Source organism: Streptococcus sp. 27098_8_91 (assembly GCF_041432385.1).
In the GTDB taxonomy this organism is placed as follows: domain Bacteria; phylum Bacillota; class Bacilli; order Lactobacillales; family Streptococcaceae; genus Streptococcus.
The window spans coordinates 60,842-87,067 of the sequence record NZ_JAPVZN010000008.1 but is presented as its reverse complement, the minus strand read 5'-3'; the positions used below and the strand labels follow the sequence as shown (position 1 = coordinate 87,067).

Below are 26,226 nucleotides of genomic sequence, written 5' to 3'. Positions count from 1 at the left end.
AAGTGCATCGACATCAGCATCTGAATCAGCAAGCACAAGCGCGTCAACATCAGCATCTGAGTCAGCAAGCACAAGCGCGTCCATGATTCATTCGACTTCAACTAGTCAATCTGCTCAAACTAATACAACTAAGACTCGTAAGCAACTTCCAAATACTGGAACAACGGCTTCAGCTACAAATGCTCTCCTTGGAGTTGTAGCAGGTCTAACAGGATTAGGTTTAGTAGCTAAACGTCGTAAACGTGATGATGAAGAATAAATCTTCTAACGATTCTATTAGTTGATTAATTCGATCAAAAAACCTGAAAGATATAACTTTCAGGTTTTTTAGTTTTAAAATAGGCTCTTGCCAGTTTGTCAAGCGACGTCTAGCGCCCAAGAGCCCTACGACTTTACAAGACACCTCTACTTTAACATAAAGAAAAAGTAGTGAGTACTCTCTCCCGTCGGAGATTTTCTCACTACTAATCTTAGTATGTTTGTTAACTGTAGTGGGTTGAATAAAAAGCTAACATCTGGAGAGGACAATCGTTGTCCTCTCCATTTTTATATTCAGAGCGATGAAAATTCGTTTCTTAAAGTTGTCAAAGTTTCTAAAACCAAAGGCATTTCGTTTGATAAGTTTGATGAGATTATTGGTCGCTTCCAATTTTGCGTTGGAATAGGGTAATTGAAGGGCGTTGACTATTTTCTCTTTGTCCTTGAGAAATGTCTTAAAGACAGTCTGAAAGACAGTCTGAAAAATAGGATGATCCTGCTTTAGATTGTCCTCAATAAGTCCGAAAAAATTGTCTGGTTCCTTATTCTGAAAGTGAAAAAGTAAGAGCTGATAGACATTGTAGTGGTGTTTCAAGTCTTCTGAATAGCTCAAAAGCTTGTCTAGAATCTTGATGTTTGGGTCTTTAATATCAAGGAGTTTTGTGATAAAATGTAATTGTTCCATATGGATCTTTCTAATGAGTTGTTTTGTTGCTTTTCATTATAGATCTTATGGGACTTTTTTTCTACACAAAAATAGGCTCCATAAGATCCATAGGGGATTTACCCACTACAGAAATTATAGAGCCACTAATTGAACTTTTGTCTATTCGTAAAGCAATTGAAATTCAATATTCTTTGCCAGAGTTAGAAAAAATAAGGTTCTTAGGGTTATCTCACTTTATGAAAGTGCATAAAAATGGTATAATATATAGTAGAGTTTTTCATTTTAAAATCTTTGTATTGTTTAGAACATTTATTGATTTTTATGATATAAGAAAAATCTCAGGAGAATTAGATTATTAAATATTAGTTGGAATAAAACCATAGAAATAATGATTTTGGTTTAAAGATGATATAAAGTGATAATCGAGAAATAAAGGATTTATGATAGAAATCTGTTTCAATTACTTATAGATTATCGTCATAAGGAAGTTCTATAACTACTTCTTTAAGTTGATATGTGTTGTTTCTACGATATGAAAAACGATGGCAGTTAGTTTCAGTTTATATTGCGGTTGAAAATTAAATGTTTGTAATAACTATCTATGTATAAAGTAACTTCTATAATATCCAATATAAATTGGGTGGCAGAAGTTGTCTTTTTCATTGTCTTTATCATAAAAAAGTATGAGAGATATGAAAAAAATTTAGGAGTGGGATTGTATGGGAAAGGAATTAATTAGTGTCATTGTTCCAGTTTATAATGCTGAAAAATACTTACAGAAATGTTTAGATAGTATTTTGGAACAAACATATCAAAATTTGGAAATTATCATTATAAATGATGGTTCTACAGATAACTCGGGACAAATCTGTCAGGAATATGAAAAACAGGATGATCGTATCATCTATATAGAAAAAGAAAACAGTGGTGTATCTGATACGCGAAATGCTGGTCTGGATCGAATGACAGGAACGTATGTTACCTTTGTTGATTCCGATGATTGGGTAGAACCAAACTATATTAAGTTTTTATATGAGAAAGTGATAGAATATCAAGCAGATATTGTAGTTGGAAATTATACTAGTTTTAATGAGTCTAATTCAGTTTTTTATTTCCACATCTCTACTGACTATTATGAAAAAGTATATGATAATAAGTCTATAATACCTTGTTTATACGACTCTAAAGAATTGTTAAAGTCTGCTTTGATTGTACCCTGGGGGAAAATTTATAAAAAAGAAATAATAGCGAATTTGCGTTTTCCAATTAATAGAATTGGAGAAGATGCATTATTTAATTTGAAGGCCTTATTAGATTCTGAAAAAGTTGTTTATGTTAATAAATCAGCCTATATATAGAGTGCGTGAGGGAAGTTTGTCCAATACTTGGACAGATGAATGGATTAGAGATGCCATTTATATAATTGAAGAGAGATTATCTTTATTGGCAACGTTAGGATATCCACTTTCGGAGCATAGGCGAGCATACAAAATGAGTTTGGATTATATCAGTTCTGAAGCTTACAATAGAGGTTTAGCTAATTCTCACGAATTAAACTACATAAAAGAGAAAAAGATGTTATTGGATAGACTTCTTCCTCAGAGTAAAGAAGACAAAAAAGCCGTCGTACTGGCAGCTGATTTTTCGAATCTCGATCAGGTTGTGACAACCATAAAATCTATTTGCTATCACAATCGTTCGGTTCGTTTTTATATTATCAATAAGGATTTTCCAAAAGAGTGGTTTATACAATTGAATAGTCGATTAAGGGACTTTGATTCGGAAATTATCAATTGTCGAGTAACATCTGATCAAATATCACGTTTTAAAACAGATATTAGTTATGTAGCCTCTCTGCTCTATTGTATATCTGATTTTGTAGAAGAAGATAAGGCACTTTATTTGGATTATGATGTACTTGTTACGAAAAATCTAGATGACTTATTTGAAATAGATCTACAAGATTATCTATTAGCTGCAGTTCGTGATTATGGCGGAAAAGTGTACTATGATCAAGAAATATTTAATGTAGGTGTATTACTAATCAACAATCTTGTTTGGAAACAAGAAAGTATGACTCAACGATTAATTAATTTAACTGATGAACAGCATGATAAGGCGGATCAGGTGGACCAACTTGTTTTGAATAAACTTTTTGAAAATAAGTGGCTAGAGTTGGATTTTGATAATCATTATATTGTGAGTCATAAGTAATTTACAGATTATAAACTACCAAAATCTCAAGACTATCCAGGTATTATTCATTATCTTTCGCATAGGAAACCGTGGAATGATCTAGGGATTCAAGCTTATCGCAATGTTTGGTGGTATTATCATAATCTTGAATGGACAGAATTGGGCCAAAACTACCATTTACATACGCTTAAAAAGGCTCATATCTATCCTCAAAAACTACCTTTTACTTGTTTAATTTATACTTATTCAGATCGTATTGAGCAATTAAATTCTCTAGTTCAAGCATTACCGGAAATTAAATTTATAATTGTAGCTAGCGTCAAAGTTTGTGAACAATTGACTAAGAGGATTGTTAATCACAATGTGGTTATTTTGTCTGAATTTAATGATTTATCAGAGCTTGAGCAAGAATTGTTTGAGATAAGTCAAGTTCTTTTAGATATTAATCACGGTGAAAAAAATGTAGAAATACTGGAGAAGTTTGCAAAATTAGAGAAGCCCATTCTTGCTTTTGAAAATACAAAATATTGTGAGTTTGGACAGATAACCTATAAAGTAGAACAAGTTCAAGAAATGATTAATAAAATAAGAGAAGTGGAAGATAAACATGGATTTTAAAGATTCTGTAAAGTTATTAGGAGATTTTCATCATATAGAGATTTCTCCTACTAGTAGCATTGAACTAGGAACAGATGTTACGTTTCGCTCATTTGTAAGTCTAGAAGTGTCTAATAATGCTAAGCTGACACTAGGAAATAGAGTTTTCTTTAACGATCATTGTACGATTCGTTGTGGCAAAGAGATTGAAATTGGTAAGGATACTATGTTTGGTGATGGTGTGAGAATTTTTGACCACAACCATAAATACTCTAATTACCATATTGAAAAAATTCAGTTTAAAGCTGATAAGATAACTATAGGGAAAAATTGTTGGATTGGAACTAACGTTGTTATTTTAAAAGGTGTTACCATTGGAGATAATGTTATCATTGGGGCAAATGCTTTAATTTATAAAGATATCCCAGCTAATTCTGTTGTCACTGCTCAAGAGGATTTAAAAATCACTCCTAGACAACAGCATCAGTTTCACGCCTTTACTTTAACAGCATCAGATACTTTAGAACATTTAGACTATCTTGTACAAGAACTTCCTGAAGTTGCATTTCATATAGCTGCTAAAACAAATGTCTCAGACTATCTAGAAAGCTTTAATCATTACGAGAACGTAACTATTTATACTAATGTGCATCATGATGATATTCTCGAAGATTTATTAAATAGAGCAGATATTTACTTAGATATCAATCATTGGGGAGAGGTTGATAATATTGTAGGTCGTGCTTTAGAGATAGGAAAACCGGTATTTTCTTTTGAAACAGTTGTCCATAGAAGAGATAAAAACGTTCGAGTTTTTAGTTTAGAGGATAAAGAGAGTATGATTAATAGCATTCGTCATCAACTAGCGAATGATGAAAATGGAGATTAGATAATGGGGTTTGATATTTTGGAAGAAAGAAGGGCAGTTGTTCTTGCGGGAGATAAGAATTACCTTATCCCGATACTTACAACAATAAAATCTATTCTATATTACAATCAAAATGTTAAAATTTATATTCTCCATCAAAATATTCCTAGTGACTGGTTCGATGATCTCAAGGTACAAGTGGAGAAATTGGGAAGTGTTGTAGAAGACATTCGTATAGATGAAGAGATTGATTCTGAGTGGAAAACCCAGGAACATATTTCAGCGATTACGTATGCTCGCTATTTCATTCCTCATTATATTGAAGAGGAGAGAGTACTCTATCTGGATAGTGATTTGATTATTAATGGTAGTCTTGATTTACTCTTTAATATTGATTTGGGTGATAAGTATCTTGCTGCTGTTCGAGATGTAGATGGTGTTGGTTTCAACGCAGGAATGTTATTGATTGATAATTCTAAATGGAGACAATATGATATCACTACTAAATTAATAAATAAGACAATTGATTACGTATCTTCACCTGATTTTTCAACCAATGATAGATTTAATGGTGATCAGACTATATTAAATTTGATGTTTGAAAATCATTGGCTAGAGTTGGATAAGCATTTTAATCTTCAAGTTGGTCATGATGTCATTGCATTCTATAGCCATTGGGATTCACATTTTGAATTGGATAAAGAACCTTTGGTCATCCATTATACGACCTATCGAAAACCATGGTCCACTCTGATGGGCTATCGTTATCGGGATTTATGGTGGGCATTTCGTGATGTTAGTTATGAACAGATTGCTGACCATTATGCTGGACGTTTTGCCATCAAGAGAGTTTATGACCTTCATAATGTCAATCTATTTACATTTACAGATTCGCAGGACTTTCTGTATATTGAAGAACTAGCCCAAGCTCTACCTGATGTTGGATTCCATATTGGAGCTTATACAGATATGGGTTCAATTTTAATGGCTTTGGACAAATATCCTAATGTTTACTTATATCCCAGCATGGTTGGGGCAGTGATTGATGAAATGATTGAGAAGACAGACGCCTATCTGGATATCCATAAGGGAAGTTCGATGGACTTTATCGTCAGTCGCTATACCAGTGCAGGTAGGCCAGTACTGACCTTTGATACGACCAACAAAAATCAATTGGAACAAATAGTCGTTTCCTCTCAATCTCCACAGTCAATGATAGAAGCAATTAAAGAGTTAAAGAAAGATAAAATGAACATGAAGGCAATTGTACTCGGAGCCAACTACCAATATGCAGATAAGGTATTAACGACAATCAAATCAATCTGCTGTCATAATCGAGGACTTCGTTTTTATCTGATTAACAGCGATTTTCCGACAGAGTGGTTCTATAATCTCAATCGTAAATTAAAGAAGCTAGACTGTGAAATCGTCAATGCCCGTGTCAATAGTTCTCATATCAGCCAATATAAGACCAATATTCACTATGCAACATTTTTACGTTACTTTATTTCGGATTTTGTTGAGGAAGATAAGGTCTTATATCTGGACTGTGATTTGGTTGTCACAAGAGACTTAAGTCCTCTATTTGATGTCGAATTAGGAGACTATCCTTTGGCAGCAGTCAAGGATCTGGGGGCTCAAGTATATTTTAATGAGCATGGATTCAACGCAGGTGTCTTGCTCATCAATAATCGCCTTTGGAAACAAGAAGAAGTTCGCAAGCAGTTGATTGAAATGACTAATGAGTTGCATGATAAGGTTGCTCAAGATGATCAAAGTATCTTGAATCTCTTATTTAAAGATCGTTGGTTAGCTTTAGACTTTAAATATAACTGCATTACCTTGCATACACATTTCTCAGATTATCGACCAGAACCTGGGACTTATCCACCGATTATTCATTATTTGACAGAGAGAAAACCATGGGGATTGTATGAACGCTCCATCTATCGAGATGTTTGGTGGTATTATAATGCCCAAGATTGGTCTGATATGAGTCAGGTAACACCTTGTCTGACAAAAGATCAGGTGAGTCAATACACAGGGGTTCAACATTCAGCTCTAGTCTATACCTTCTCAAGCGACTTGAGAAATATGGGTTACTTGATTGAACATCTACCGGATGTCAAATTTTATGTGGCAGCTCCCGTTATGGTGGCTGATAGTATCACAGCTCTACTAGCCTACCCAAATGTCTCTGTCTTGTCAGATATTGCTGGGCAACCAGCTTTGATTGATAGCTTGGTTGAAGGCTGTGACTTCTTACTGGATATCAATGCTGAATCCGAAGTTGATGGGATCATTGGGCGTTTCCGACAAGCTGGAAAACCAGTATTTGCTTTTGAAAGTGTAGCCCATGGTGAACAAGGTCAGTTTCTTTATGACCAAGCACATCCTGAGGAGATGGTTCTAGCTATTGAAAACTATTGCCAAAATGGAGAGCTACCTGTAAAAAAGCTGCAATCCTACCCAAAGGTACTAGATATCCAGCAGAGTCTTGATTATATACTAGAACACCATTCTTCCGTTATTCGTTATGGAGATGGAGAAATGGATATTATGATGGGACATGGGATTCCTTATCAAGACTACGATGAGACATTGTCAGAACAGCTTAGAAGTATGATCCAACTAGAAAGCTCTCCAGAATTACTGGTCTGTCTCTCAGATGTTTTTGAAGGCTTGGAACGCTATAATCCTGAAGCTGTTAACTTTTGGCAAAAGCATTTAGAGAATTATAAAGAAGCCTATCATAGATTTTGTACAGCAAGTTTCTATGGTTCTACTTTTATATCTCGTCCTTATATGGACCTCAAAGATAAGTCTGCTTCGGTAGCCCACTTTGAAAAATTAAAGAAACTTTGGGATAAACGAGATATCTTGATCGTCGAAGGTGAAAACTCACGTTCAGGAGTTGGCAACGATCTTTTTGACAATGCTCAGTCAGTTGAGCGGATCATCTGCCCTTCTAGAAATGCCTACAGTAAAGTTGAGGCTATTCAAGAAGCGATTGAAAAGCATGCGGCTGGTAAATTAGTATTCTTGATGCTTGGACCTACAGCCAAGGTTTTAGCGTATCACTTAAGCAAAAAAGGCATACAAGCGATTGATTTAGGTCATATTGATTCCGAATATGAGTGGTTTAAGATGGGAGCAGCTTCAAAAGTGAAATTCTCACACAAGCATACCGCAGAGCATAATTTTGATCAAGAAATTCAGCTAGTTGCCGATGCGGCTTATGATGCATCTATCATCGTGAAGCTATAGTCAAGGAGTAGTGAATGAATAAAAAAGTATTTGTGTTAGCAGGAGATTACGGTTATATTCGTCAAATCGAAACTACCTTAAAATCTATTTGCTATCACAATAGTGATGTCAAGATTTATATTTTTAATCAGGATATTCCCCAAGAGTGGTTTGTCTCCGTCAGGGAAAAAATGGCATACCGAAATAGTGAGATAGTTGATATCAAGCTGTTTGGAGGTAATATGCGAAATTGGAGTCTACCACCTGTTGGACAGCACATAAACTTTATGACCTTTGCTCGTTATTTTATACCGAGTTTTGTGTCAGAAGATATTGTTTTATATTTAGATTGTGACTTAGTAGTTACACGTGATTTGACAGATCTATTTTCTATTGATTTAACCAATAAACCTCTAGCTGCTGCAAAAATCATATATGGTTTAGAAGACAGATTTAATGCAGGAGTGTTACTGATCAATAATGCGTATTGGAAGGATAAGGGAATCCAGCAGGAACTCATTAACATTACTGAAAGAGAACATGAACACTTACTTGAAGCTGATCAAACAGTTCTCAATCTAGTGATGGGAGAAAATTATGTATTATTAGATGATACCTATAATTTTCAGATTGGATATGATCAGTTGGCTGATAGTCGGGGGCAATATTTTATTTTTGAATTGCCTTTGACTCCATTACCAGCGATTGTTCATTATTTGTCTGCCGATAAACCTTGGAATACTTATTCGGTAGGTCGCCTACGTGAAGTTTGGTGGAAATATAATCAACTAGAGTGGTCTCAAATAAATAGTCAAGAAGAACTTGTCGTGAAAAAAGCTAAATATCAAGCATTGATCATTACAGGCAGTCAGCAATTAGAACAAATTGATTATCTCATTAAACATTTACCTGAGTATGATATTCATATTTTAACTTTTACGGATATGGGAGAAATTCTCAGAAGTCTAGCCAGTTATGAGAACATTAAGTTGCATCCAACTGTTATGAGGTGGATGTGCAGGAAAATGATTGAAGAATGTGATGTTTATCTGGATATCAATCATGAGTTTAAATTTCCTGATGTTTTAGAATGGGTGCAAGAAGCTAAGAAAACAATTTTAGCGTTTGATAATGTGGCCAATCCTTATCATGTAGATCAAGTATTTCCTCATGATAATCCTCAGGCTATGGTCGATTTTTTGAAGGAACTTTAAGTCTGTGAGTGGTTTGTTTTAAAAAATACTAAATTAGAGATTCAAAATGAAAATTAATATTACAAATATTTACGGTATGTCTGGTCAGAGTACAGCCTTGATCGCCCAGAATGAAACCGTTAAAATTGCAAAAAAGTTAGACTTTCACGAGCTTAGCTTTTACTTTTACAATATCTATAGTGATAGTCAAGGCGAGTTGAATAGCCGTTTAGATGGCGTTTTAGCTAAGCTGGGTTATGGGGATATCGTTGTTTATCAATCTCCTACATGGAATGGTAGGGAGTATGACCAGGCCTTTATCAGGAAATGTAAGATTTTAAACACGAAAATCATTACCTTTATCCATGACGTGCCACCCCTTATGTTTCCATCCAATTATTACTTAATGCCTGAGTACATTGAGATGTACAACCAATCAGATCTAGTAGTTGTTCCTTCGGAAAACATGAAAGAACGGCTGATTCAGGAAGGATTGACAGTTCAAAAGATTATTATCCAAGGCATGTGGGATCATGTTCATGACTATCCTTTGAGACAGCCTGCTTTTCAGAAAAAACTATCTTTTGCGGGTAGTGTAGAACGTTTTGAACACTTATCCAACTGGGCTTACTCAACCCCACTCGATATTTTTTCCGAGTCTAATCAGGAGAAGCATAATCCAAGTGTTTCCTTTAAAGGGTGGAAAACAGATCCAGAGTTGCTTTTTGCTTTGTCAGAGGGGGGCTTTGGCTTAGTGTGGGGAACAAGTGAAAATCCAGCTGAAGAGGCAGATTACTATCGCTTGAATATCTCTCATAAAGTTAGCACTTATCTTGCAGCAGGAATTCCAGTAGTAGTACCATCCTATCTCTCAAATGCCAGTTTCATAAAGGAAAAAGGCTTAGGTTATGTAGTAGATAGTTTGGAAGAAGCCAGTCGCCTTGTAGAGGGAACGACAGTAGAAGCTTATCAACAAATGGTTGAAAATGTATATAAAGTGAGTTATGCCTTGAAACAAGGCTACTTTACAAAAAAACTATTGATTGATGCAGTGATGCAGGTTTTGGATGTTTAGAATAGAATAGTTATGGATTGCCCTCATCCATTAGGATGAGGGAATGCCATTATTGGCAAAAGATTAATTTATAAATTTATACTCTTCGAAAATCAAATTCAAACCACGTCAGCGTCGCCTTACCGTATATATGTTACTGACGTCGTCAGTTCTATCTGCAACCTCAAAGCAGTGCTTTGAGCAACCTGCGGCTAGCTTCCTAGTTTGCTTTTTGATTTTCATTGAGTATTAGCTATGTTCATCAGAATATCTCATCACTCGAATAAGGTAGGAGAAAAATTTGAAGAAAAAATTAACATCAGTTGTCGTGAAACGGGTTATGTGGACGATTTCTTTCTTATTCATTTACGTTCTAGGAAGTAGATTGACCCTTCCCTTTGTAAACGTTAATGACACGAGTTTTTTGGGTGGAACTGCAGCTTTCTTAGCCTTTTCTACGTCTATAACAGGTGGAAATCTTCGGAGTCTTTCCCTATTTTCAGTTGGACTGTCTCCATGGATGTCGGCGATGATTTTATGGCAAATGTTTAGCATGTCTAAAAAACTTGGTCTGGGTAGTTTACCACTTGAAGTTCAAGATCGACGAAAAATGATATTAACGTTTGTCATTGCTTTAATCCAAGCATTAGCCATTACTCTAAATCTCCCTATTCAGTCAGGGGTGAATTATGGGCTAGTCTTGACCATGAATGTTCTACTCTTGATTGCGGGCACCTTTTTCTTAGTCTGGTTATCGGATTTGAATTCTTTGTTTGGTGTCGGAGGGTCTCTAGTTATCTTGATGTCAAGTATGGTGTCAAGTATGCCACAAAACATCTTAAAAAGCATCAAGGAGTTACAAGTTGGCCCCTTATTGATTGTGGCTCTTTTGCTGCTCTCAATGGTATTTTTAGCGATTGCAGTTAGAGTTCAGAGAGCTCGTTATCGAATTCTGGTAAATAAGATTATGATCCACAATCGCTTTAAACGTTATTCTTATTTGGATATTTTGCTGAATCCAGCTGGAGGAATGCCCTTTATGTATGCCATGTCCTTGGTATCCATCCCACAATATAGCTTGTTGCTTCTTCAAATGGTTTTGCCGAAAGAATCGTGGATTGGAGAGTGGATTAGCCGCTTTGCAATTGGTCAGCCAATTTGGGTCTTCACTTATATTGTTGTTTTATTTATATTAGGAATTGCGTTTGCATTTGTAAATATGAATAGTGAAGAAATTGCTGAGAGAATGAAAAAATCTGGAGAATATATTTATAATATCTATCCTGGAGAAGATACTAGTCGTTATCTCGGAAAATTGATATTTCGTTTTGCAATCATTGGGTCTATCTATATCGTATTTATGGCAGGATTTCCAATGTTGATTGTCTTATATGATCCGCGCTATATGCAACTGAGTATGCTTTCAGGTTTATTTTTGATTTTTAATGGAATGGTGTTTAATATCAAGGAAGAAATCGATGCCTTGACATTAAACGAGAATTATCGACCACTCTTAGAAATCGATTCATAATTGTGAGGAGAAGCTATGTATTATTTCATTCCTTTTTTGGAGCGCAACAATCCATCATGGCAAGCAAATATTGTGCCTTGGTATAGGACTCCTTATCGCTTAGAATTTGATGATATCTTACACCAAATTCGGATTTTTAAACGCCAAGAATTAGAATCTAAGATGCTATGGTTGACTTATCATCCTCATCTACGTTATTTGTTACACAGACAAGATTTGTTGGAGTCGGATGTTTTCTCCGTTTTTGATGCTATTCAAAACATTGAAAATGAGGAGATGCACCCTTTACAATTAAAAGACTTGACATGGGATGAAGACTGTGACTTTATCTATACCCCTTTCTTAATTGTAGTCAAGCAAAAGGGGGCACTCTATGCTCATATTGAATATGGTTCAGAAGGTTTTATCAGCTATATCACTTACTTTAAGGATAACCAAGTTGATTTCATTTGTTATTTTGATGATCGTGGATTTTTATCTAGCCTTATAGAGTATGAGGATCAAAAACCAGTTACTCGTTATTATTACAACGCAAAAGGACAGTGGCAACTGAGGGAAAATTTGCAGGGCGAAAAGCCAATTGTAAAGATCAATCCAGCAGTAAGTTATCGTTTTGGAAAATTAGTTTATGACAGTATAGATGAGGTTATCTGGGAATTCTTAGCAACATTTTTAAATCAAGACTATGAGGTTGGAGATTCATTTGTTTTGGCAGCTAATACCAAGTTTCAAGATCAATTGCTAGAAAGGTTGCCAGAAGAAGCTCCAAAAATTATAAGTTTCTTTATTGAAAGAAATCAAGCAGATGATTTACAAGCTCATCGTCAGCTAGTAGAACAGTCTAGATTGTTGATTAGTGATCGGAAAGATTTTCTTGAGCGATTACAAGAGGCTTATCCCCAATTTGCTTCTAAAATGCACCATTTACCATCTTTTGATACGCGCTTGAAGTTAGGTCTTAGTCAACGGTTAAAGGAATCAAAAATTTATGTCCAATTAGATATACAGGTGCAACAAGATCCAGAAGTCTTGTATGAAGTTTTGCATTTTGTTTCGGAAAATCCCTTGACTGAGGTTGTTTTTTCAGTATTTAATGCAGAAGGTTATCAAATAGAAGCTTTGCAGAAGCAACTTGATTCGCTGATTATGGAACGTCTTAACCCAAGGGAGCTGTTAAAGGATACTGTGGTATCTGATGCGGAAAATACATTAGAGGAAAATACCAGAGATGATTATCGCTTTAAGATTATCAATCTAAATGATGAGATGGGCTTAATTCGGGAGTTAGAATATACTCGTTTAATTGTTGATTTGAATCCAGTCGCTAATATTTACACACAGATTGCAGGGATTAGTGCAGGAATTCCTCAAATCAACTTACAAGAGTCAGAATATGTGACTCACTTACAAAATGGTTATATTCTATCAGATTTATCAGAGTTTAGTAAGGCAGGACACTACTTTTTAGATACCCTGAAACATTGGAATCAAGCCTTAATTTACTCAATTGATAAGATTCGACAAAATACAGGTGATCAATTTGTAGATAAGTGGGAAAAATGGTTAGAGGAGGCAAAAAGTGAGCAATAAATTACAGATTTTGCAGATAGGTAGCAGAAACTGGAGCCATGACTATGAGCTTCCTGAAAATATGGAGTGGCACTTCTTTTGGCCGAGATCAATGACTGCCATAAAGAAGGTCATGAAAATGGAAGGCTTAAGAACTTTTTCAGCTGTTTTGGTTGAAAATCCTGAGCACTTATCGGATTTGATTCCGTTGATGAGAAAGATTACTCCTTATACGATTTTCTACCCTGATACAGCTGAGCCTCAATCAAAAGATCTTCAAGACTTCTTGAAAAAAACTTGTGCTCAAGCAACAGATTTTTCAAACCCAGTAGAACTTTTGAGACTCCTATCTAAAGCCCTGTTTAGAGGGCAGTATGGGGATAAGTTAGTTCCAATTGATATGATTGTCAATCCTGCTTTTAAGGGAAAGGTTCGATATAACGGTTATGAAAATCTAGAACTCCTAGGAAAGTATGGTCAAGACTTTCGCCCTTTAATTAGTTGGAAGTATAATATCCGAGCTAGCGAATTTAACCCAGTTGAACTCTGGCTCGAATATGAGAAAGATTGGACTTGTGATATTCGCCTGATCGTTCGAAATATTCAAGATGGATCTACTGCTAATTTTGTCAAAGAGCGAGTTTTCACTGTTGAAGATATGCAGTCTGCCTTGGTACTGGATGATGATTTTTCTTCATTTATCAGTGTTTCTTTAGAAGCTAGAGGAGCAGGACATCTGAAAATAGGAGCCCTTCACCAGCGTTTAACGCGCTACCAGTTTGGTAAATATGTTCTTGGTGGAGGTATCATCCATAATGACAAGCGTGAGGAGATCAATTACTTTTTCTATCCAGGAGACTTTAAGCCTCCTTTGAATATCTACTTTTCTGGTTATCGACGAGCAGAAGGATTTGAGGGGTTTGGAATGATGAGATCCTTTGGAGCACCTTTCCTTCTCTTTCAAGATCCTCGAATCGATGGAGGGGCTTTTTACTTGGGTGATCAGAGTATCGAAAATGGTGTTCGAAATGTCATTCAAGAACATTTAGATTTGTTAGGATTCTCAAATAAGGAACTCATCCTTTCGGGCATGTCCATGGGAACTTATGGAGCTATGTATTACAGTTCTTTCTTTGAACCTAAAGCTGTTATCGTTTCAAAACCCTTGACCAATCTTGGCTTGATAGCAGAGAGAGGCAGACTTGAGGCACCTGGGCTTTTCCCAACCGCCTTTGATATCTTACGTCATCATTCTAAAGGGGATGCTAGTATAGATGCTATGAGATCCTTGGATGATCGTTTTTGGACTCCTTTTAAACAGGCAGATTTTAGTCAAACAATCTTTGGCCTCTCTTATATGAAAGAGGAAGACTATGATCCACGTGCTTATGATGACTTAGTAGAGGCCCTTTATCATACGGGGGCTCGTATCATGGTCAAGGGCACCTCAGGTCGCCACAATGACGATAGTAGTACCAGTACTGCGTGGTTCAAGAATTTTTATAAGATGATTTTAGAGCAGGATTTTGGGAGAAAGTTTTAATGATGTTCAAACGGCATAAAGAAATATACTGGGGAGAGTTTAAAGGAGGAAGTTCAGGGGATAGTAGGCAAAATACATTTTTGTTTGGTTCTATTGTCCTCTATCATTCAAGAGACCATGTTTATCTGGAAAATGATATGGTGAATTCTGGTACGATGATTCATGAGTGGACATCAAGTTTTAACTTTCAAGGAAATCGCTTAACCCCAACCTTACCTCTTTTAAAAAGGGGCTATCGTTACCGTTTGTCTAGTCAGATGACTGTTCAACCTCAAAATGGCTTATACTTTAGGCTTATCTTTATGGATCGTTATGATAAGCAGGTTTCTCAAGTGATTGAAAAAGACTTTGATTTTACCTTTACTTATCCAGAAGAAGCCTATCATTACAGAGTACAGCTGTTGAGTGCAGGATTTCAAGCAGTTGACTTTCATTCATTTTCAATAGAAGAGGACGATTCTGAGCAAGATGTGGAACAAGAATAGACAATTGAGCAAGGTGAAAAAAATCTTGCATCAAATCAATCTAAAAAAAGATGAGATGGCCTCGCTAACAGATGATGAATTAGCAGGAAAAACTCAAGAATTTAAAGAGAGATTGGCTGCTGGAGAAAGCTTAGACGATCTTTTAGTGGAAGCTTTTGCAGTTGTACGTGAAGCTGATAAACGAATCTTAGGAATGTTTCCCTATGATGTACAGGTCATGGGTGGAATTGTCATCCACCAAGGGAATGTTGCGGAGATGAATACAGGTGAAGGTAAAACCTTGACCGCTACGATGCCAGTCTATCTCAATGCCTTATCGGGAAAAGGTGTTATGCTGGTGACGACTAACGACTATCTTGCTAAGCGTGATGCAGAAGAGATGGGACAAGTCTATGAGTTCTTAGGTTTGACCATTCGCATTCCCTTTTCTGAAGACGATGATGAAGAGTTAACGCCTGAAGATAAGCGGGAAATTTATAGTGCGGATATTGTTTATACGACAAACAGTGGTCTTGGTTTTGACTACTTGATTGATAATCTAGCCTCTAGTGAAGATAAAAAGTACATGCCAGAATTTAACTTTGTTATCGTAGATGAGGTAGATTCAGTCTTGCTGGATAGTGCTCAAACTCCCTTGGTCATTTCAGGTTCACCTAGGGTACAATCCAATTTTTATGGAATTATTGACACCTTGATGACAACTCTAGTTGAGGGCCAAGACTATATCTTTAAAGAAGAGAAAAAAGAAGTCTGGCTCACTACTAAGGGCGCTCAAACTGCGGAGAGTTTTTTAGGTATTGATAACCTCTATTCCGAAGAACATGGCGTACTAGCAAGACACCTGACCTTTGCTTTACGAGCTCATACCTTATTTAAAAGGGATAAAGACTATATCATCCGTAAGGGTGAGAAAGAGGAAGAACTCGTATTGGTAGATCAAAGTACAGGTCGTTTATTAGAAATGACCAAATTACAGGGTGGTTTACACCAAGCCATTGAGGCAAAAGAGCATGTTCCCTTGTCTGAAGAAACACGGGCGATGGCTTCCATTACCTACCAAAGCTTATTTAAGAAGTTTAAAAAAATCTCTGGAATGACTGGGACAGGAAAGGTTGCAGAGAAAGAGTTTTTAGAAACTTATGGCATGTCAGTCATTCGAATCCCTACAAATCGTCCGAATCAGCGAATTGATTATCCAGACAATCTCTATGTTACCCTACCTGAGAAAGTGTATGCATCGCTTGCTGAGATTAAATATTATCATGAAAAGGGTAATCCTTTATTGATTTTTGTTGGATCGGTAGAAATGTCGGAACTCTACTCCTCTCTATTATTACGTGAAGGAATTGCTCATAACGTTTTAAATGCCCATAATGCAGCGCGTGAAGCTCAGATGATTGCAGAGTCAGGTCGTATGGGAGCCGTGACAGTTGCGACTTCTATGGCTGGCCGTGGGACTGATATTAAGCTTGGTCCAGGAGTTGCTGAACTGGGTGGTCTAGTTGTCATTGGTACAGAACGGATGGATAGTAAACGTATTGACTTACAGATTAGAGGACGTTCTGGTCGACAGGGAGATCCTGGCTTGTCGAAATTTTTTGTCTCACTGGAAGATGATGTGATCAAGAAGTATGGACCTTCTTGGGTCCATAAGATGTATAAGGACTATACAGTAAATAAACAGATAAGCCCAGAACTTTTAGAAGGAAGACGCTATCGGAAATTAGTAGAAAAAGCGCAGAAGGCAAGCGATAGCGCTGCTAGATCATCAAGAAGGCAAACCTTAGAGTATGCTGAGAGTATGAATATCCAAAGAGAGATGGTCTATAGTCAAAGAAATCGTTTGATTGATGGTACCGAGGATCTAGATGGTTTTGTTGTGGATGTACTAGATGAATTCATAAAAAAAAGCTTGTCAGAAGAAGCATTTGAAAGTAGAGAGGAACTCTATCATTTTATCGTTAAAAATATCAGTTTTCTTTATCATGCAGTTCCTCGCGAGTTGGATATGACAGATAAGGAAGCCATTAGACGAGTTTTAGAGACAACCATCCAAAAAAGTCTACAAGAGAAACGAACGCTTCTTGAAACTCATGACTTCTTTTCAGATTTTCAGCGTTTAGCCTTGTTAAAGGCCATAGATGATAACTGGGTAGAACAGGTGGACTACCTTCAACAATTGAGTCTAGCGATTGGTGGGCAATCAGCTGCTCAAAAGAATCCTATTGTCGAGTATTACCAAGAAGCCTATCATGGATTTGAAGAGATGAAAAGGCAGGTCAAGAAGGATATGGTTCGAAATCTTCTATTGAGTCGAGTAGACATTTCACCTGATGGGGAAATTATGGCTTATTTTCCATAAAAAGGGGACAATATGACAATTTACAATATAAATTTAGGAATCGGCTGGGCCAGCAGTGGTGTTGAATATGCCCAAGCTTACCGTGCAGGTATTTTTCGCAGCCTAAATCTGCCGTCAAAGTTTATCTTTACAGACATGATTTTGGGTGATAATATCCAGCACTTAACCGCAAATATCGGTTTTGATGATGATCAGGTCATCTGGCTTTACACTCACTTCACAGACATCAAGATTGCACCGACCAGTGTGACGGTAGATGATGTTTTGGCTTACTTTGAAGGTGTAGAAAGCCGTCGTGAACGAAATGGGAAAATTGAACGAATCTTCTTCTCAGATGAGGACAAGTTTATCACTTGTTATTTGGTAGATGAGGAAAAAGATTTTGTCCAACATGTGGAGTATGTGTATGCTGGTAAGTTAATCCGCAAGGATTACTTCTCTTACACACGCTACTGCACAGAGTATTTTGCTCCTAAAGATAATGTAGCGACACTCTACCAAAGAACCTTCTACAATGAAGATGGGACTCCAGCTTATGAGATGTTCATGAATCAAGGGACCGAGGAAGTCTACCGTTTCAAGGATCGAATCTTATACGGGAAACCCGCCTTGCTCCGTTATTTCATGCAGACACTTGGGTTAAGTAAATCAGATCTAGTAATTTTAGATCGTGAGACAGGGATTGGTCAGGTTGTTTTTGAGGAAGCGCAAGCGGCGCATCTAGCGGTAGTTGTTCATGCGGAGCATTACAGTGAAAATGCGACCAATGATGATTATATCCTTTGGAACAACTATTATGACTACCAGTTTACCAATGCAGATAAGGTCGATCTCTTTATCGTTTCAACGGATCGTCAAAAGGAAGTTCTAGAGCAACAGTTTGCTCACTATACCTCGCATGCACCTAAGATTGTGACCATTCCAGTTGGAAGTGTTGACCAATTAACAAAACCACAAGAGAGCCGTAAGCCATTTTCTCTTATTACAGCTTCGCGTCTAGCCAAGGAAAAACACATTGATTGGCTTGTCAAGGCTGTGATTGAGGCTCATAAGGAATTGCCAGAATTAACCTTCGATATCTACGGTAGTGGTGGTGAAGAAGGACGTCTTCATGAGATTATCGCTGCAGGTCAGGCAGAAGAGTATATTAAACTCAAGGGTCATGCAGAACTCTCCCAAATCTATTCACAGTATGAAGTTTATCTAACTGCTTCTACAAGTGAAGGATTTGGTTTGACTCTCATGGAAGCAATTGGATCAGGCCTGCCATTGATTGGTTTTGATGTTCCTTATGGAAATCAAACCTTCATCGAAGATGGTGAAAATGGTTACTTGATTCCAAGTTCATCTGACCATGTCGAAGATGAAATCAAGAAAGCTTATGCAGAAAAAATCTGCCAACTGTATTTGGAAAATCGTTTGGATAGTATGAGAGAAAAATCCTACCAGATAGCCGAGAAGTTCTTGACTCAAGAGATTTTGAACAAATGGGAAAATACAATCAAGGAGGTAGTGGATGATTCAGTTATTTGATGTATACAGTCAAGAAAGTCAAGATTTGCACTATAGTCTGACTGAAGCAGGACTGTCTGATTTGGCTGTGGTTATTGAACCCGATGGATTTTTGCCAGATGGAGTTGTCTCACCTTTCACCTATTATTTGGGTTATGATAGCGGTAAACCCTTGTATTTTAACCAAGTTCCTGTACCAGACTTTTGGGAGATTGCTGGGAATAATCAATTTGGGACCATCAATGACCTCAATCAAGAACGAGCAGTGATTCATTTTGCAGATGGTTTACAGGCTCGTTTGGTGAAAAAAGTCGAATGGAAAACACCAGCAGGTCGGATCTTTCAAGTAGATCACTACAATCGTTTTGGAGCTTGCTTTGCTAAGACTACCTTTGATGCTTCTGGTCAAGCTATCATGACTTCTTATCGGAACGTAGATCAAAAAGAAGTTATTTTGGAAAACCATGTCACAGGTGATATTCTGTTAACCTTGGAAGGGCAAGGCTTGCGCCATTTTTCTGGTCGAGTGGCCTTTATCATAGACTTCTTACAAGGTTTGAAAGTGAATCTAGACCACCTTCTCTTTAATACCCTATCTACATCGTTTTTGACTTCCTTCCATTTTCCAGAAAAATCAGGTCAGGATATCCTAGTTTGGCAAGAACCATTGCAGGACCATATTCCTGGAAATATGCAACTGATTTTGGAGAATGACCAGCTTCGAGCTAAGACCATTATCATTCCAGATTATGCGACTTATGAACGCGCTCTGCAATTGACGGATGAGAAATTCCATCATAAGTTTAGTCACTTAGGCTATCATTATCACTTTAAGCGTGATAATTTTGTTCGACCTGATGCCCTGATAGTGACTAATTCAGATCAACTAGAGCAAGTCGAAAAATTGGTGGAGAGTTTACCAAGGGTTACTTTCCGAATCGCGGCAGTGACAGAAATGTCAGCAAAGTTGATGGATATGCTACGCTACCCGAATGTAGTACTCTATCAAAATGCCAGTCCCCAAAAGATTCAAGATCTCTATCAACTATCAGATATCTACTTGGATATCAACTATGGTAATGAACTTCTCCAGGCTGTTCGTCAGGCCTTTGAACACAACCAACTGGTCCTAGCTTTTGAAGAAACTGCCCATAACCGTCGCTATACAGCTCCAAGTCATATTTTCGCTAAGGAGGCAGTTGACGGCATGATTCAAACTATTGATTTAGCTCTTTCTAACGTTAAGGAGATGGGACGAGCTCTTGGAGAACAGGGTTACCATGCCAATTATGTGGATCCAATTATGTATAAGGAGAGGATGGAAATCATTTTAGGAGAAAGCCATGACTAAAAAAGATCTATTTTATCAGGATGTTGAAGGCCGCATGGAAGAGATGAAACAAGAACCCATCAAAAAAGAAAAATCTACACGTGGTGAAAAAATCAGTAAAACATTCTCTTTCTTGTTGGGATTGATTATTTTAATAGGTTTGCTGTTTACTTTAATAGGGCTTTTGAGGTAGTTAAATGACTGAATTATTGATAATTTTAACCATTATTTTAGCTATTTCCTTAATCATCCTTGTGACCATACAACCAAGGCAAACTCAAATCTTTTCTATGGATGCAACTAGTAATATCGGGAAGCCGAGTTATTGGCAAAGTAATACGCTTGTTAAAGTCTTAACCTTGCTTGTTAGCTTAGCCTTGTTTGTGATGCTACTCCTCTTTATGGCCTTAACTTTTGCGTAAGCTTTGATTTCTGGCGAGAATGATTGACTTTAAAAGTGATTATTTAAAGAAATTTAAGTTTTAGGAGAATATTTTAAGAAAACTTTTAGGAATCTAGCTTATACTATAAGCATAAGTTAAGAAGACCTTAACTTTAACTCCTAAAAATTTTTCATAATAATCTCCCTATAAAATAAAGTCGCCCAATCAGGCGGCTTATTTTTTTGTTCTAAGTCTATGTTTTTTCATGATATAATAGTTCTATGAGATTAGATAAATTTTTAGTTGCCTGCGCTGTAGGGAGTCGGACTGAGGTCAAAAACCTTCTCAAGGCTGGGCGCGTGACGGTCAATGGCAAGAAAGAAAAATCTGCCAAACTACAAATTGATGAAGGGACAGATGAGATTCGCTTTGATGGGCAAAAGCTAGACTACGAGGAGTTTGTTTACTATATGATGAACAAGCCCCAAGGAGTTATATCAGCGACTGAGGATCCCAAACACAAGACTGTTTTGGATTTGTTGGATGACTATGCACGTGCCAAGGAAGTTTTCCCAGTCGGTCGTTTGGATATCGATACGCATGGACTCTTGCTCTTGACCAATGATGGCAAGCTGGCTCATGCTCTACTTTCGCCTAAACGTCATGTGGATAAGACTTATCTGGCGCAAGTCGATGGAATAATGACAGATGCAGACATAGAGGCCTTTGCGCAAGGTATTCCCCTCAAGGACTTTACCTGTCAACCTGCCAAGCTGGAGCTTGTGTCTATTGATAGAGAAAAAAACCAAAGTTTGGTTCGAGTGACCATTGCCGAAGGGAAATTCCACCAGGTTAAACGCATGGTAGCCTACTGTGATAAGGAAGTGGTGGACTTGCAACGTCTGACCATGGGAACTTTGACCTTGGATGAAAATCTAAAGCGTGGGGAATGGCGTCGCTTAACTAAAGAGGAATTAGAAGGCTTACTCGAAAGTGTTGGGTAAACTGTGTAATCTTTGAAAAAGGTGAGGAAAATATCCTTGCCTTTTTCAGTTTTTGGTTGCTTCCTTTGTGAAAAGCGTTATAATAGACTGTAGAATAAAAAGGAGGATTTTATGAACGCGATTCAAGAATCATTTACAGATAAATTATTTGCCAACTATGAAGCAAATGTCAAATACCAAGCTATCGAAAATGCTGCTAGCCACAATGGAATCTTTGCAGCCCTTGAGCGTCGCCAAAGCCATGTAGATAACACACCTGTTTTCTCACTTGATTTGACTAAGGACAAGGTCACTAACCAGAAGGCTTCTGGTCGTTGCTGGATGTTTGCAGCCCTCAATACTTTCCGCCACAAACTCATCTCTCAATACAAACTTGAAAACTTTGAATTGTCACAAGCCCACACCTTCTTCTGGGACAAGTATGAAAAATCTAACTGGTTCTTGGAGCAAGTCATTGCGACTGCTGACCAAGAATTGACAAGCCGCAAGGTTAGCTTCCTACTCCAAACTCCACAACAAGATGGCGGTCAGTGGGATATGGTAGTGTCCCTCTTCGAGAAATATGGTGTCGTGCCCAAGTCGGTTTACCCTGAGTCTATCTCATCTAGCAATAGCCGCGAGCTAAATGCCATTCTCAACAAATTGCTTCGCCAGGATGCTCAAATTTTGCGAGACTTGCTCGCTTCTGGTGCAGACCAAGAGACTGTTCAAGCTAAGAAAGAAGACCTCTTGCAAGAAATTTTTAACTTCCTTGCCATGTCATTAGGGCTTCCACCACGTAAATTTGACTTTGCTTATCGCGATAAAGATAACAACTACCAAAGCGAAAAGGGTATCACGCCACAGGAGTTTTACAAGAAATATGTCAATCTTCCTCTAGAAGACTACGTTTCTGTTATCAATGCCCCAACTGCTGATAAGCCTTACGGCAAATCTTACACAGTTGAGATGTTGGGGAATGTCGTTGGTAGCCGTGCGGTTCGTTACATCAACGTTCCAATGGAGCGCTTGAAAGAATTAGCGATTGCTCAAATGCAAGCAGGAGAGACTGTTTGGTTTGGTTCTGATGTCGGCCAGATCAGCAACCGTAAAGCGGGAATCCTTGCGACAGATGTTTATGACTTTGAATCAAGCATGGACATTCAACTCACTCAAGACAAGGCTGGACGTTTGGACTACAGCGAAAGCTTGATGACCCACGCCATGGTCTTGACAGGTGTTGATTTGGATGAAAATGGCAAATCAATCAAGTGGAAAGTTGAAAACTCATGGGGAGACAAGGTCGGTACAGATGGTTACTTTGTTGCTTCAGATGCTTGGATGGACGAGTACACTTACCAAATTGTTGTTCGTAAGGAATTACTAACAGCAGAAGAACAAGCTGCCTATGAAGCAGAACCAATCGTCCTTGCACCATGGGATCCAATGGGTGCCTTGGCTGAATAAATGAGATATAAAAAGAACGGTTCTATAATTTTTAGGGTTGATGGAAATTTTCCACCAACCCTATTTTAGTGTATACAAAAAGGCCAACATCCATTATATTAAAAGCGCTGAAACCTAAAACAAAAGGATGATGACCATATGAACAATATACTAGAAGCTACACTACAAATCAAAGATAAAAACATTATTTGGGATAATAAAGTTCAAGAGAAGATATTTAAAAAGAGAAAATCTTTATTTTATGCAGCTACTTATACGCATAAACCAGAATTTTGTACCGTTTGTGGGTGTGTTAGCCGAAATAATAATATCGTTAAAAACGGCACGAAAACATCTCGTATCACTCTCTGTTCTGTTTCAGGCCTAGCGGCCTACTTAAATCTACGCAAGCAGAGATTTCTCTGTAGAGAATGCGGCTCTTCATTTACCGCAGACACTAGTCGAATCGTAGAAAAACACTGTCATATCTCTAAACGCTTAAAAAACGAAATTAAATCAAAAATAAGTGAAACAGTATCTGAAACCTATATCGCAAAAGAAACAAATGTTTCAGTTCATACGGTAAGACGTATCATAGATGATACAACACGTTTACTAAAGATTAAACCATTACACGATTTACCTGAGCATTTGTGTTTTGATGAATTTAAATCCGTCAAATCTTCCGATAGTAATATGAGCTTCATTATTTGTGATAGCACTACACACAAGCTGGTCGATGTTGTACGAGATAGAAAATCTTACAGCTTGAAAAAGTATTTTCATCGTTTTGAGCCTAAGACTAGATTAAAGGTAAAAACTATCTCCATCGACATGTACTTACCGTACATTCAATTAATAAAAGAAATGTTTCCTAACGCTAAAATTATCATTGATCCTTTTCATATCGTACAAGCCTTAAATAGAGAATTAAATCGAACTCGGGTACGTGTCATGAATAAGCATCGCTATAAAGACTCTAAATTATATCGAAAGTTAAAACATTATTGGAAGTTAATTTTAAAGAACTCTAATGAACTTCAGAACTATAAATATAATCGTTATAAGCTTTTTGAAAGCTTCATAACAAGTAAAGGAATCGTAGATTATATCTTAGAAAAAAATCCATCTCTTAAAAATGATTATGAGGTTGTACATTCACTTCGTGAATGTATACAGGATAGAGATTATATAGAATTCAAGGAAACGATTGAAGCAGCTACGCAATTAGACCTATCTCCTGGTTTAAAAAGAGTATTAAAGACTCTTATGACTTACTTGCCATATATTCAAAATACTTGTGAGTATCCAACTAGAACAAATGGCCCTATTGAAGGAATAAACAATAAAATAAAAGTGCTTAAAAGAAATGCCTACGGCTTTAGAAACTATTACCATTTTAGAAATAGGATTATTTTAATAACAAAAATGTTTGGCCCAAAACAAAAAGGGATTAAGCAACAATTAGTTGCTTAATCCCTTCCTAAATTTCTTCATCAACACTATTTGACAAAGAGCCCTTTTTTAGTGCTCAAAATAGCACTCAATTTTAAATGGATTTGGTGTTCAAAAAAATATAATCAAATGCAACAAACTAATTTCATTTTTAATAGGCACAATTAATTTTAGAAGATAGTACGAAAAAATATTGACTATTTTCTTTAGAATGTGTAAAATTTAGATAGATTATTTAAAGTGAGGTTTTTTTATCTTGTCTATATTAAAGAAGAAAGTTAATATGTTTAGTGTACTATTGAATGTGGTATTAATAGCTATTATAGCTATTGGAGTGCTATTTTTCTTACCTAAGGAACATAAATCAGAAGTCAAATCGTCAATTAATATCGAAAGTATTGAAAAAGTGAATGAAGTTGTATTTTTGAATGCGGGAATTAATGAAATTATTTCTGAAACAAAAACAACTCAAGTTTTTGGGTTTGATGTGCCGTTCTCTAAAAAAGCAGCATTAGTAATTTTAAATTATAAAGCTAAATTTGGAATTAAAAGTAGTGTAAAGGTTGAACAAATAAGCGAAAAAGAATATAAGGTTATTGTTCCAAAATTGGAAGTAATTGGTGTTGAACTTTCAAAAGATAATCCTTATGATTTATATGATAGTCATGGAGAGTTATTAAGTGGAACTACAGAAGATATTGATACTGGGAAATTGGTCGCTAACCAACTTTCTAGTGATAAACAAGCAGAGTATTTAGATAAATTTAAGAGTGAAATTAAAGAATCTGCAATCAATTATTATAAAACAATATTTTCTTCAATGGATTCTGAAGTAAAAGTAACTATAGAATTTACAGAATAATTTTTGAAATACAAAACCCTGGCCATCTCTGGTCAGGGTTTTGTGTGGTTCTATAATTTTTAGGGTTGATGGAAATTTTCCACCAACCCTATTTTAGTGTATACAAAAAGGCCAACATCCATTATATTAAAAGCGCTGAAACCTAAAACAAAAGAATGATGACCATATGAACAATATACTAGAAGCTACACTACAAATCAAAGATGCACACAATGAAGGTGTTACATTCCATTTCTTAGAGAATATTAAAGAAGTATTGCGTGATGAGAGTGGGAAAGTAACTGGTGTAAAGGTTATTACAATGGAACTTGGTGAATCAGATGAAAGTGGAAGAAGATCAACGCATGAAGTGGCAGGTAGTGAACATATTATTCCATGTGACCTTGTCGTTGCAGCAATTGAACAAAAGTAGACTTTAGTGTTCTAGATGAAAGGTAAAAATTTGACTTTCGGTCAACATCAGAATACAATAGAAATGAACTAATAACAGGGGATGCATATTTAGGTCCTCAATCTATCGCAACCGCAATTAAAGGCGGGTGAGAAGTTGCGACAGAAGTACATGAATCGTTTAAAGAAAACACATAAATAACTTGTGGTGCCTTTCGTTTTTTTACTGGGAAAATTAAGGAACTATAGTTATAAATCCTTAAAGATATTAATATATTAACATGCGTATATTTATG

At 36.7% G+C, this 26,226-nt stretch carries 19 protein-coding genes and 2 pseudogenes; 20 read left to right on the top strand and 1 reads right to left on the bottom strand.

All coding sequences use genetic code 11. The features are described from left to right. Nucleotides 1–259: LPXTG cell wall anchor domain-containing protein (locus tag O3611_RS08175; protein WP_371608319.1), on the top strand; the 259-nt coding region annotated here is incomplete at its 5' end. Nucleotides 260–508: 249 nt separating this feature from the next. On the opposite strand, the pseudogene O3611_RS08170 reads toward O3611_RS08175, so the two are convergent. Beyond that, nucleotides 509–895, bottom strand: a pseudogene (locus O3611_RS08170) (transposase); the annotation flags it as partial. Nucleotides 896–1,644: 749 nt separating this feature from the next. Between O3611_RS08170 and O3611_RS08165 the strand changes: the two are divergent. The 19 genes and pseudogenes from O3611_RS08165 (at nt 1,645) to O3611_RS08075 (ending at nt 25,952) form a co-directional block, all read left to right on the top strand. Continuing rightward, nucleotides 1,645–3,739 (top strand): annotated as a pseudogene (locus O3611_RS08165) (glycosyltransferase). Then, nucleotides 3,729–4,607 carry a DapH/DapD/GlmU-related protein gene (locus O3611_RS08160; protein WP_371608318.1) on the top strand — a complete coding sequence of 293 codons (879 nt, stop codon included), beginning with the start codon at nt 3,729–3,731 and terminating at the stop codon, nt 4,605–4,607. Before O3611_RS08165 ends, O3611_RS08160 begins: the two are co-directional and overlap by 11 nt. Nucleotides 4,608–4,610: 3 nt before the next feature. Continuing rightward, nucleotides 4,611–7,853: an SP_1767 family glycosyltransferase gene (locus O3611_RS08155; protein ID WP_371608317.1), complete on the top strand. Its 3,243-nt coding sequence runs from the start codon at nt 4,611–4,613 to the stop codon at nt 7,851–7,853. 14 nt (nt 7,854–7,867) lie between these two features. Then, nucleotides 7,868–9,046 carry a glycosyltransferase family 8 protein gene (locus O3611_RS08150; protein ID WP_248035009.1) on the top strand — a complete coding sequence of 393 codons (1,179 nt, stop codon included), beginning with the start codon at nt 7,868–7,870 and terminating at the stop codon, nt 9,044–9,046. Between the two features lie 46 nt (nt 9,047–9,092). Then, a complete protein-coding gene (locus O3611_RS08145) occupies nt 9,093–10,100 on the top strand; it encodes a sugar transferase (RefSeq protein ID WP_371608316.1) in 1,008 nt (335 codons plus the stop codon). Between the two features lie 280 nt (nt 10,101–10,380). After that, nucleotides 10,381–11,610, top strand: a complete 1,230-nt coding sequence (secY2, locus tag O3611_RS08140) for an accessory Sec system protein translocase subunit SecY2 (RefSeq protein ID WP_248035013.1) — start codon at nt 10,381–10,383, stop codon at nt 11,608–11,610. Between the two features lie 15 nt (nt 11,611–11,625). Then, nucleotides 11,626–13,200, top strand: a complete 1,575-nt coding sequence (gene asp1, locus O3611_RS08135; RefSeq protein WP_248035015.1) for an accessory Sec system protein Asp1 — start codon at nt 11,626–11,628, stop codon at nt 13,198–13,200. Further along, nucleotides 13,190–14,722, top strand: a complete 1,533-nt coding sequence (asp2, locus tag O3611_RS08130; RefSeq protein WP_371608315.1) for an accessory Sec system protein Asp2 — start codon at nt 13,190–13,192, stop codon at nt 14,720–14,722. The genes asp1 and asp2 overlap by 11 nt, the downstream gene beginning before the upstream one ends. Beyond that, nucleotides 14,722–15,207: an accessory Sec system protein Asp3 gene (gene asp3, locus O3611_RS08125; protein ID WP_371608314.1), complete on the top strand. Its 486-nt coding sequence runs from the start codon at nt 14,722–14,724 to the stop codon at nt 15,205–15,207. Before asp2 ends, asp3 begins: the two co-directional genes overlap by 1 nt. Then, a complete protein-coding gene (gene secA2 / locus O3611_RS08120) occupies nt 15,191–17,569 on the top strand; it encodes an accessory Sec system translocase SecA2 (protein WP_371608313.1) in 2,379 nt (792 codons plus the stop codon). Before asp3 ends, secA2 begins: the two co-directional genes overlap by 17 nt. Nucleotides 17,570–17,581: 12 nt before the next feature. After that, entirely contained in the window at nt 17,582–19,102 is a 1,521-nt protein-coding gene (gtfA, locus tag O3611_RS08115; RefSeq protein ID WP_371608312.1) for an accessory Sec system glycosyltransferase GtfA, read from the top strand. Further along, on the top strand, nt 19,086–20,432 hold the full coding sequence (gene gtfB, locus O3611_RS08110; protein ID WP_371608311.1) for an accessory Sec system glycosylation chaperone GtfB: 1,347 nt from the start codon (nt 19,086–19,088) through the stop codon (nt 20,430–20,432). Before gtfA ends, gtfB begins: the two co-directional genes overlap by 17 nt. Continuing rightward, a complete protein-coding gene (gene asp4 / locus O3611_RS08105; protein ID WP_075230876.1) occupies nt 20,425–20,604 on the top strand; it encodes an accessory secretory system protein Asp4 in 180 nt (59 codons plus the stop codon). The genes gtfB and asp4 overlap by 8 nt, the downstream gene beginning before the upstream one ends. Before the next feature lie 4 nt (nt 20,605–20,608). Then, entirely contained in the window at nt 20,609–20,833 is a 225-nt protein-coding gene (locus tag O3611_RS08100; protein WP_371608310.1) for an accessory secretory protein Asp5, read from the top strand. Nucleotides 20,834–21,075: 242 nt separating this feature from the next. Further along, nucleotides 21,076–21,798, top strand: a complete 723-nt coding sequence (locus O3611_RS08095) for a pseudouridine synthase (protein ID WP_371608309.1) — start codon at nt 21,076–21,078, stop codon at nt 21,796–21,798. A 111-nt stretch (nt 21,799–21,909) separates the two neighbouring features. Continuing rightward, nucleotides 21,910–23,244 (top strand): aminopeptidase C, encoded by a 1,335-nt coding sequence (pepC, locus tag O3611_RS08090; protein WP_371608308.1) that lies wholly within the window; start codon nt 21,910–21,912, stop codon nt 23,242–23,244. Between the two features lie 138 nt (nt 23,245–23,382). Beyond that, nucleotides 23,383–24,699, top strand: coding sequence for an ISL3 family transposase (locus tag O3611_RS08085; protein WP_001059646.1), 1,317 nt, complete (start codon nt 23,383–23,385; stop codon nt 24,697–24,699). A 262-nt stretch (nt 24,700–24,961) separates the two neighbouring features. After that, a complete protein-coding gene (locus O3611_RS08080) occupies nt 24,962–25,540 on the top strand; it encodes a DUF4230 domain-containing protein (RefSeq protein ID WP_000493216.1) in 579 nt (192 codons plus the stop codon). A 166-nt stretch (nt 25,541–25,706) separates the two neighbouring features. Continuing rightward, the gene (locus O3611_RS08075; RefSeq protein ID WP_004238875.1) at nt 25,707–25,952 is read left to right on the top strand and encodes a hypothetical protein; all 246 of its coding nucleotides are present in this window, start codon (nt 25,707–25,709) and stop codon (nt 25,950–25,952) included. Nucleotides 25,953–26,226: the final 274 nt, after the last annotated feature.

Bases quoted from the DNA above. Each gene is read 5' to 3' on its own strand.
- O3611_RS08150 (WP_248035009.1), top strand. From the start codon at position 7,868: ATGAATAAAAAAGTATTTGTGTTAGCAGGAGATTACGGTTATATTCGT.
- pepC (WP_371608308.1), top strand. From the start codon at position 21,910: ATGAACGCGATTCAAGAATCATTTACAGATAAATTATTTGCCAACTAT.
- O3611_RS08095 (WP_371608309.1), top strand. From the start codon at position 21,076: ATGAGATTAGATAAATTTTTAGTTGCCTGCGCTGTAGGGAGTCGGACT.
- gtfB (WP_371608311.1), top strand. From the start codon at position 19,086: ATGATTCAGTTATTTGATGTATACAGTCAAGAAAGTCAAGATTTGCAC.
- O3611_RS08075 (WP_004238875.1), top strand. From the start codon at position 25,707: ATGAACAATATACTAGAAGCTACACTACAAATCAAAGATGCACACAAT.
- asp1 (WP_248035015.1), top strand. From the start codon at position 11,626: ATGTATTATTTCATTCCTTTTTTGGAGCGCAACAATCCATCATGGCAA.
- O3611_RS08085 (WP_001059646.1), top strand. From the start codon at position 23,383: ATGAACAATATACTAGAAGCTACACTACAAATCAAAGATAAAAACATT.
- asp3 (WP_371608314.1), top strand. From the start codon at position 14,722: ATGATGTTCAAACGGCATAAAGAAATATACTGGGGAGAGTTTAAAGGA.
- O3611_RS08145 (WP_371608316.1), top strand. From the start codon at position 9,093: ATGAAAATTAATATTACAAATATTTACGGTATGTCTGGTCAGAGTACA.
- asp4 (WP_075230876.1), top strand. From the start codon at position 20,425: ATGACTAAAAAAGATCTATTTTATCAGGATGTTGAAGGCCGCATGGAA.
- secA2 (WP_371608313.1), top strand. From the start codon at position 15,191: ATGTGGAACAAGAATAGACAATTGAGCAAGGTGAAAAAAATCTTGCAT.
- O3611_RS08100 (WP_371608310.1), top strand. From the start codon at position 20,609: ATGACTGAATTATTGATAATTTTAACCATTATTTTAGCTATTTCCTTA.
- gtfA (WP_371608312.1), top strand. From the start codon at position 17,582: ATGACAATTTACAATATAAATTTAGGAATCGGCTGGGCCAGCAGTGGT.
- O3611_RS08155 (WP_371608317.1), top strand. From the start codon at position 4,611: ATGGGGTTTGATATTTTGGAAGAAAGAAGGGCAGTTGTTCTTGCGGGA.
- O3611_RS08080 (WP_000493216.1), top strand. From the start codon at position 24,962: ATGTTTAGTGTACTATTGAATGTGGTATTAATAGCTATTATAGCTATT.
- O3611_RS08160 (WP_371608318.1), top strand. From the start codon at position 3,729: ATGGATTTTAAAGATTCTGTAAAGTTATTAGGAGATTTTCATCATATA.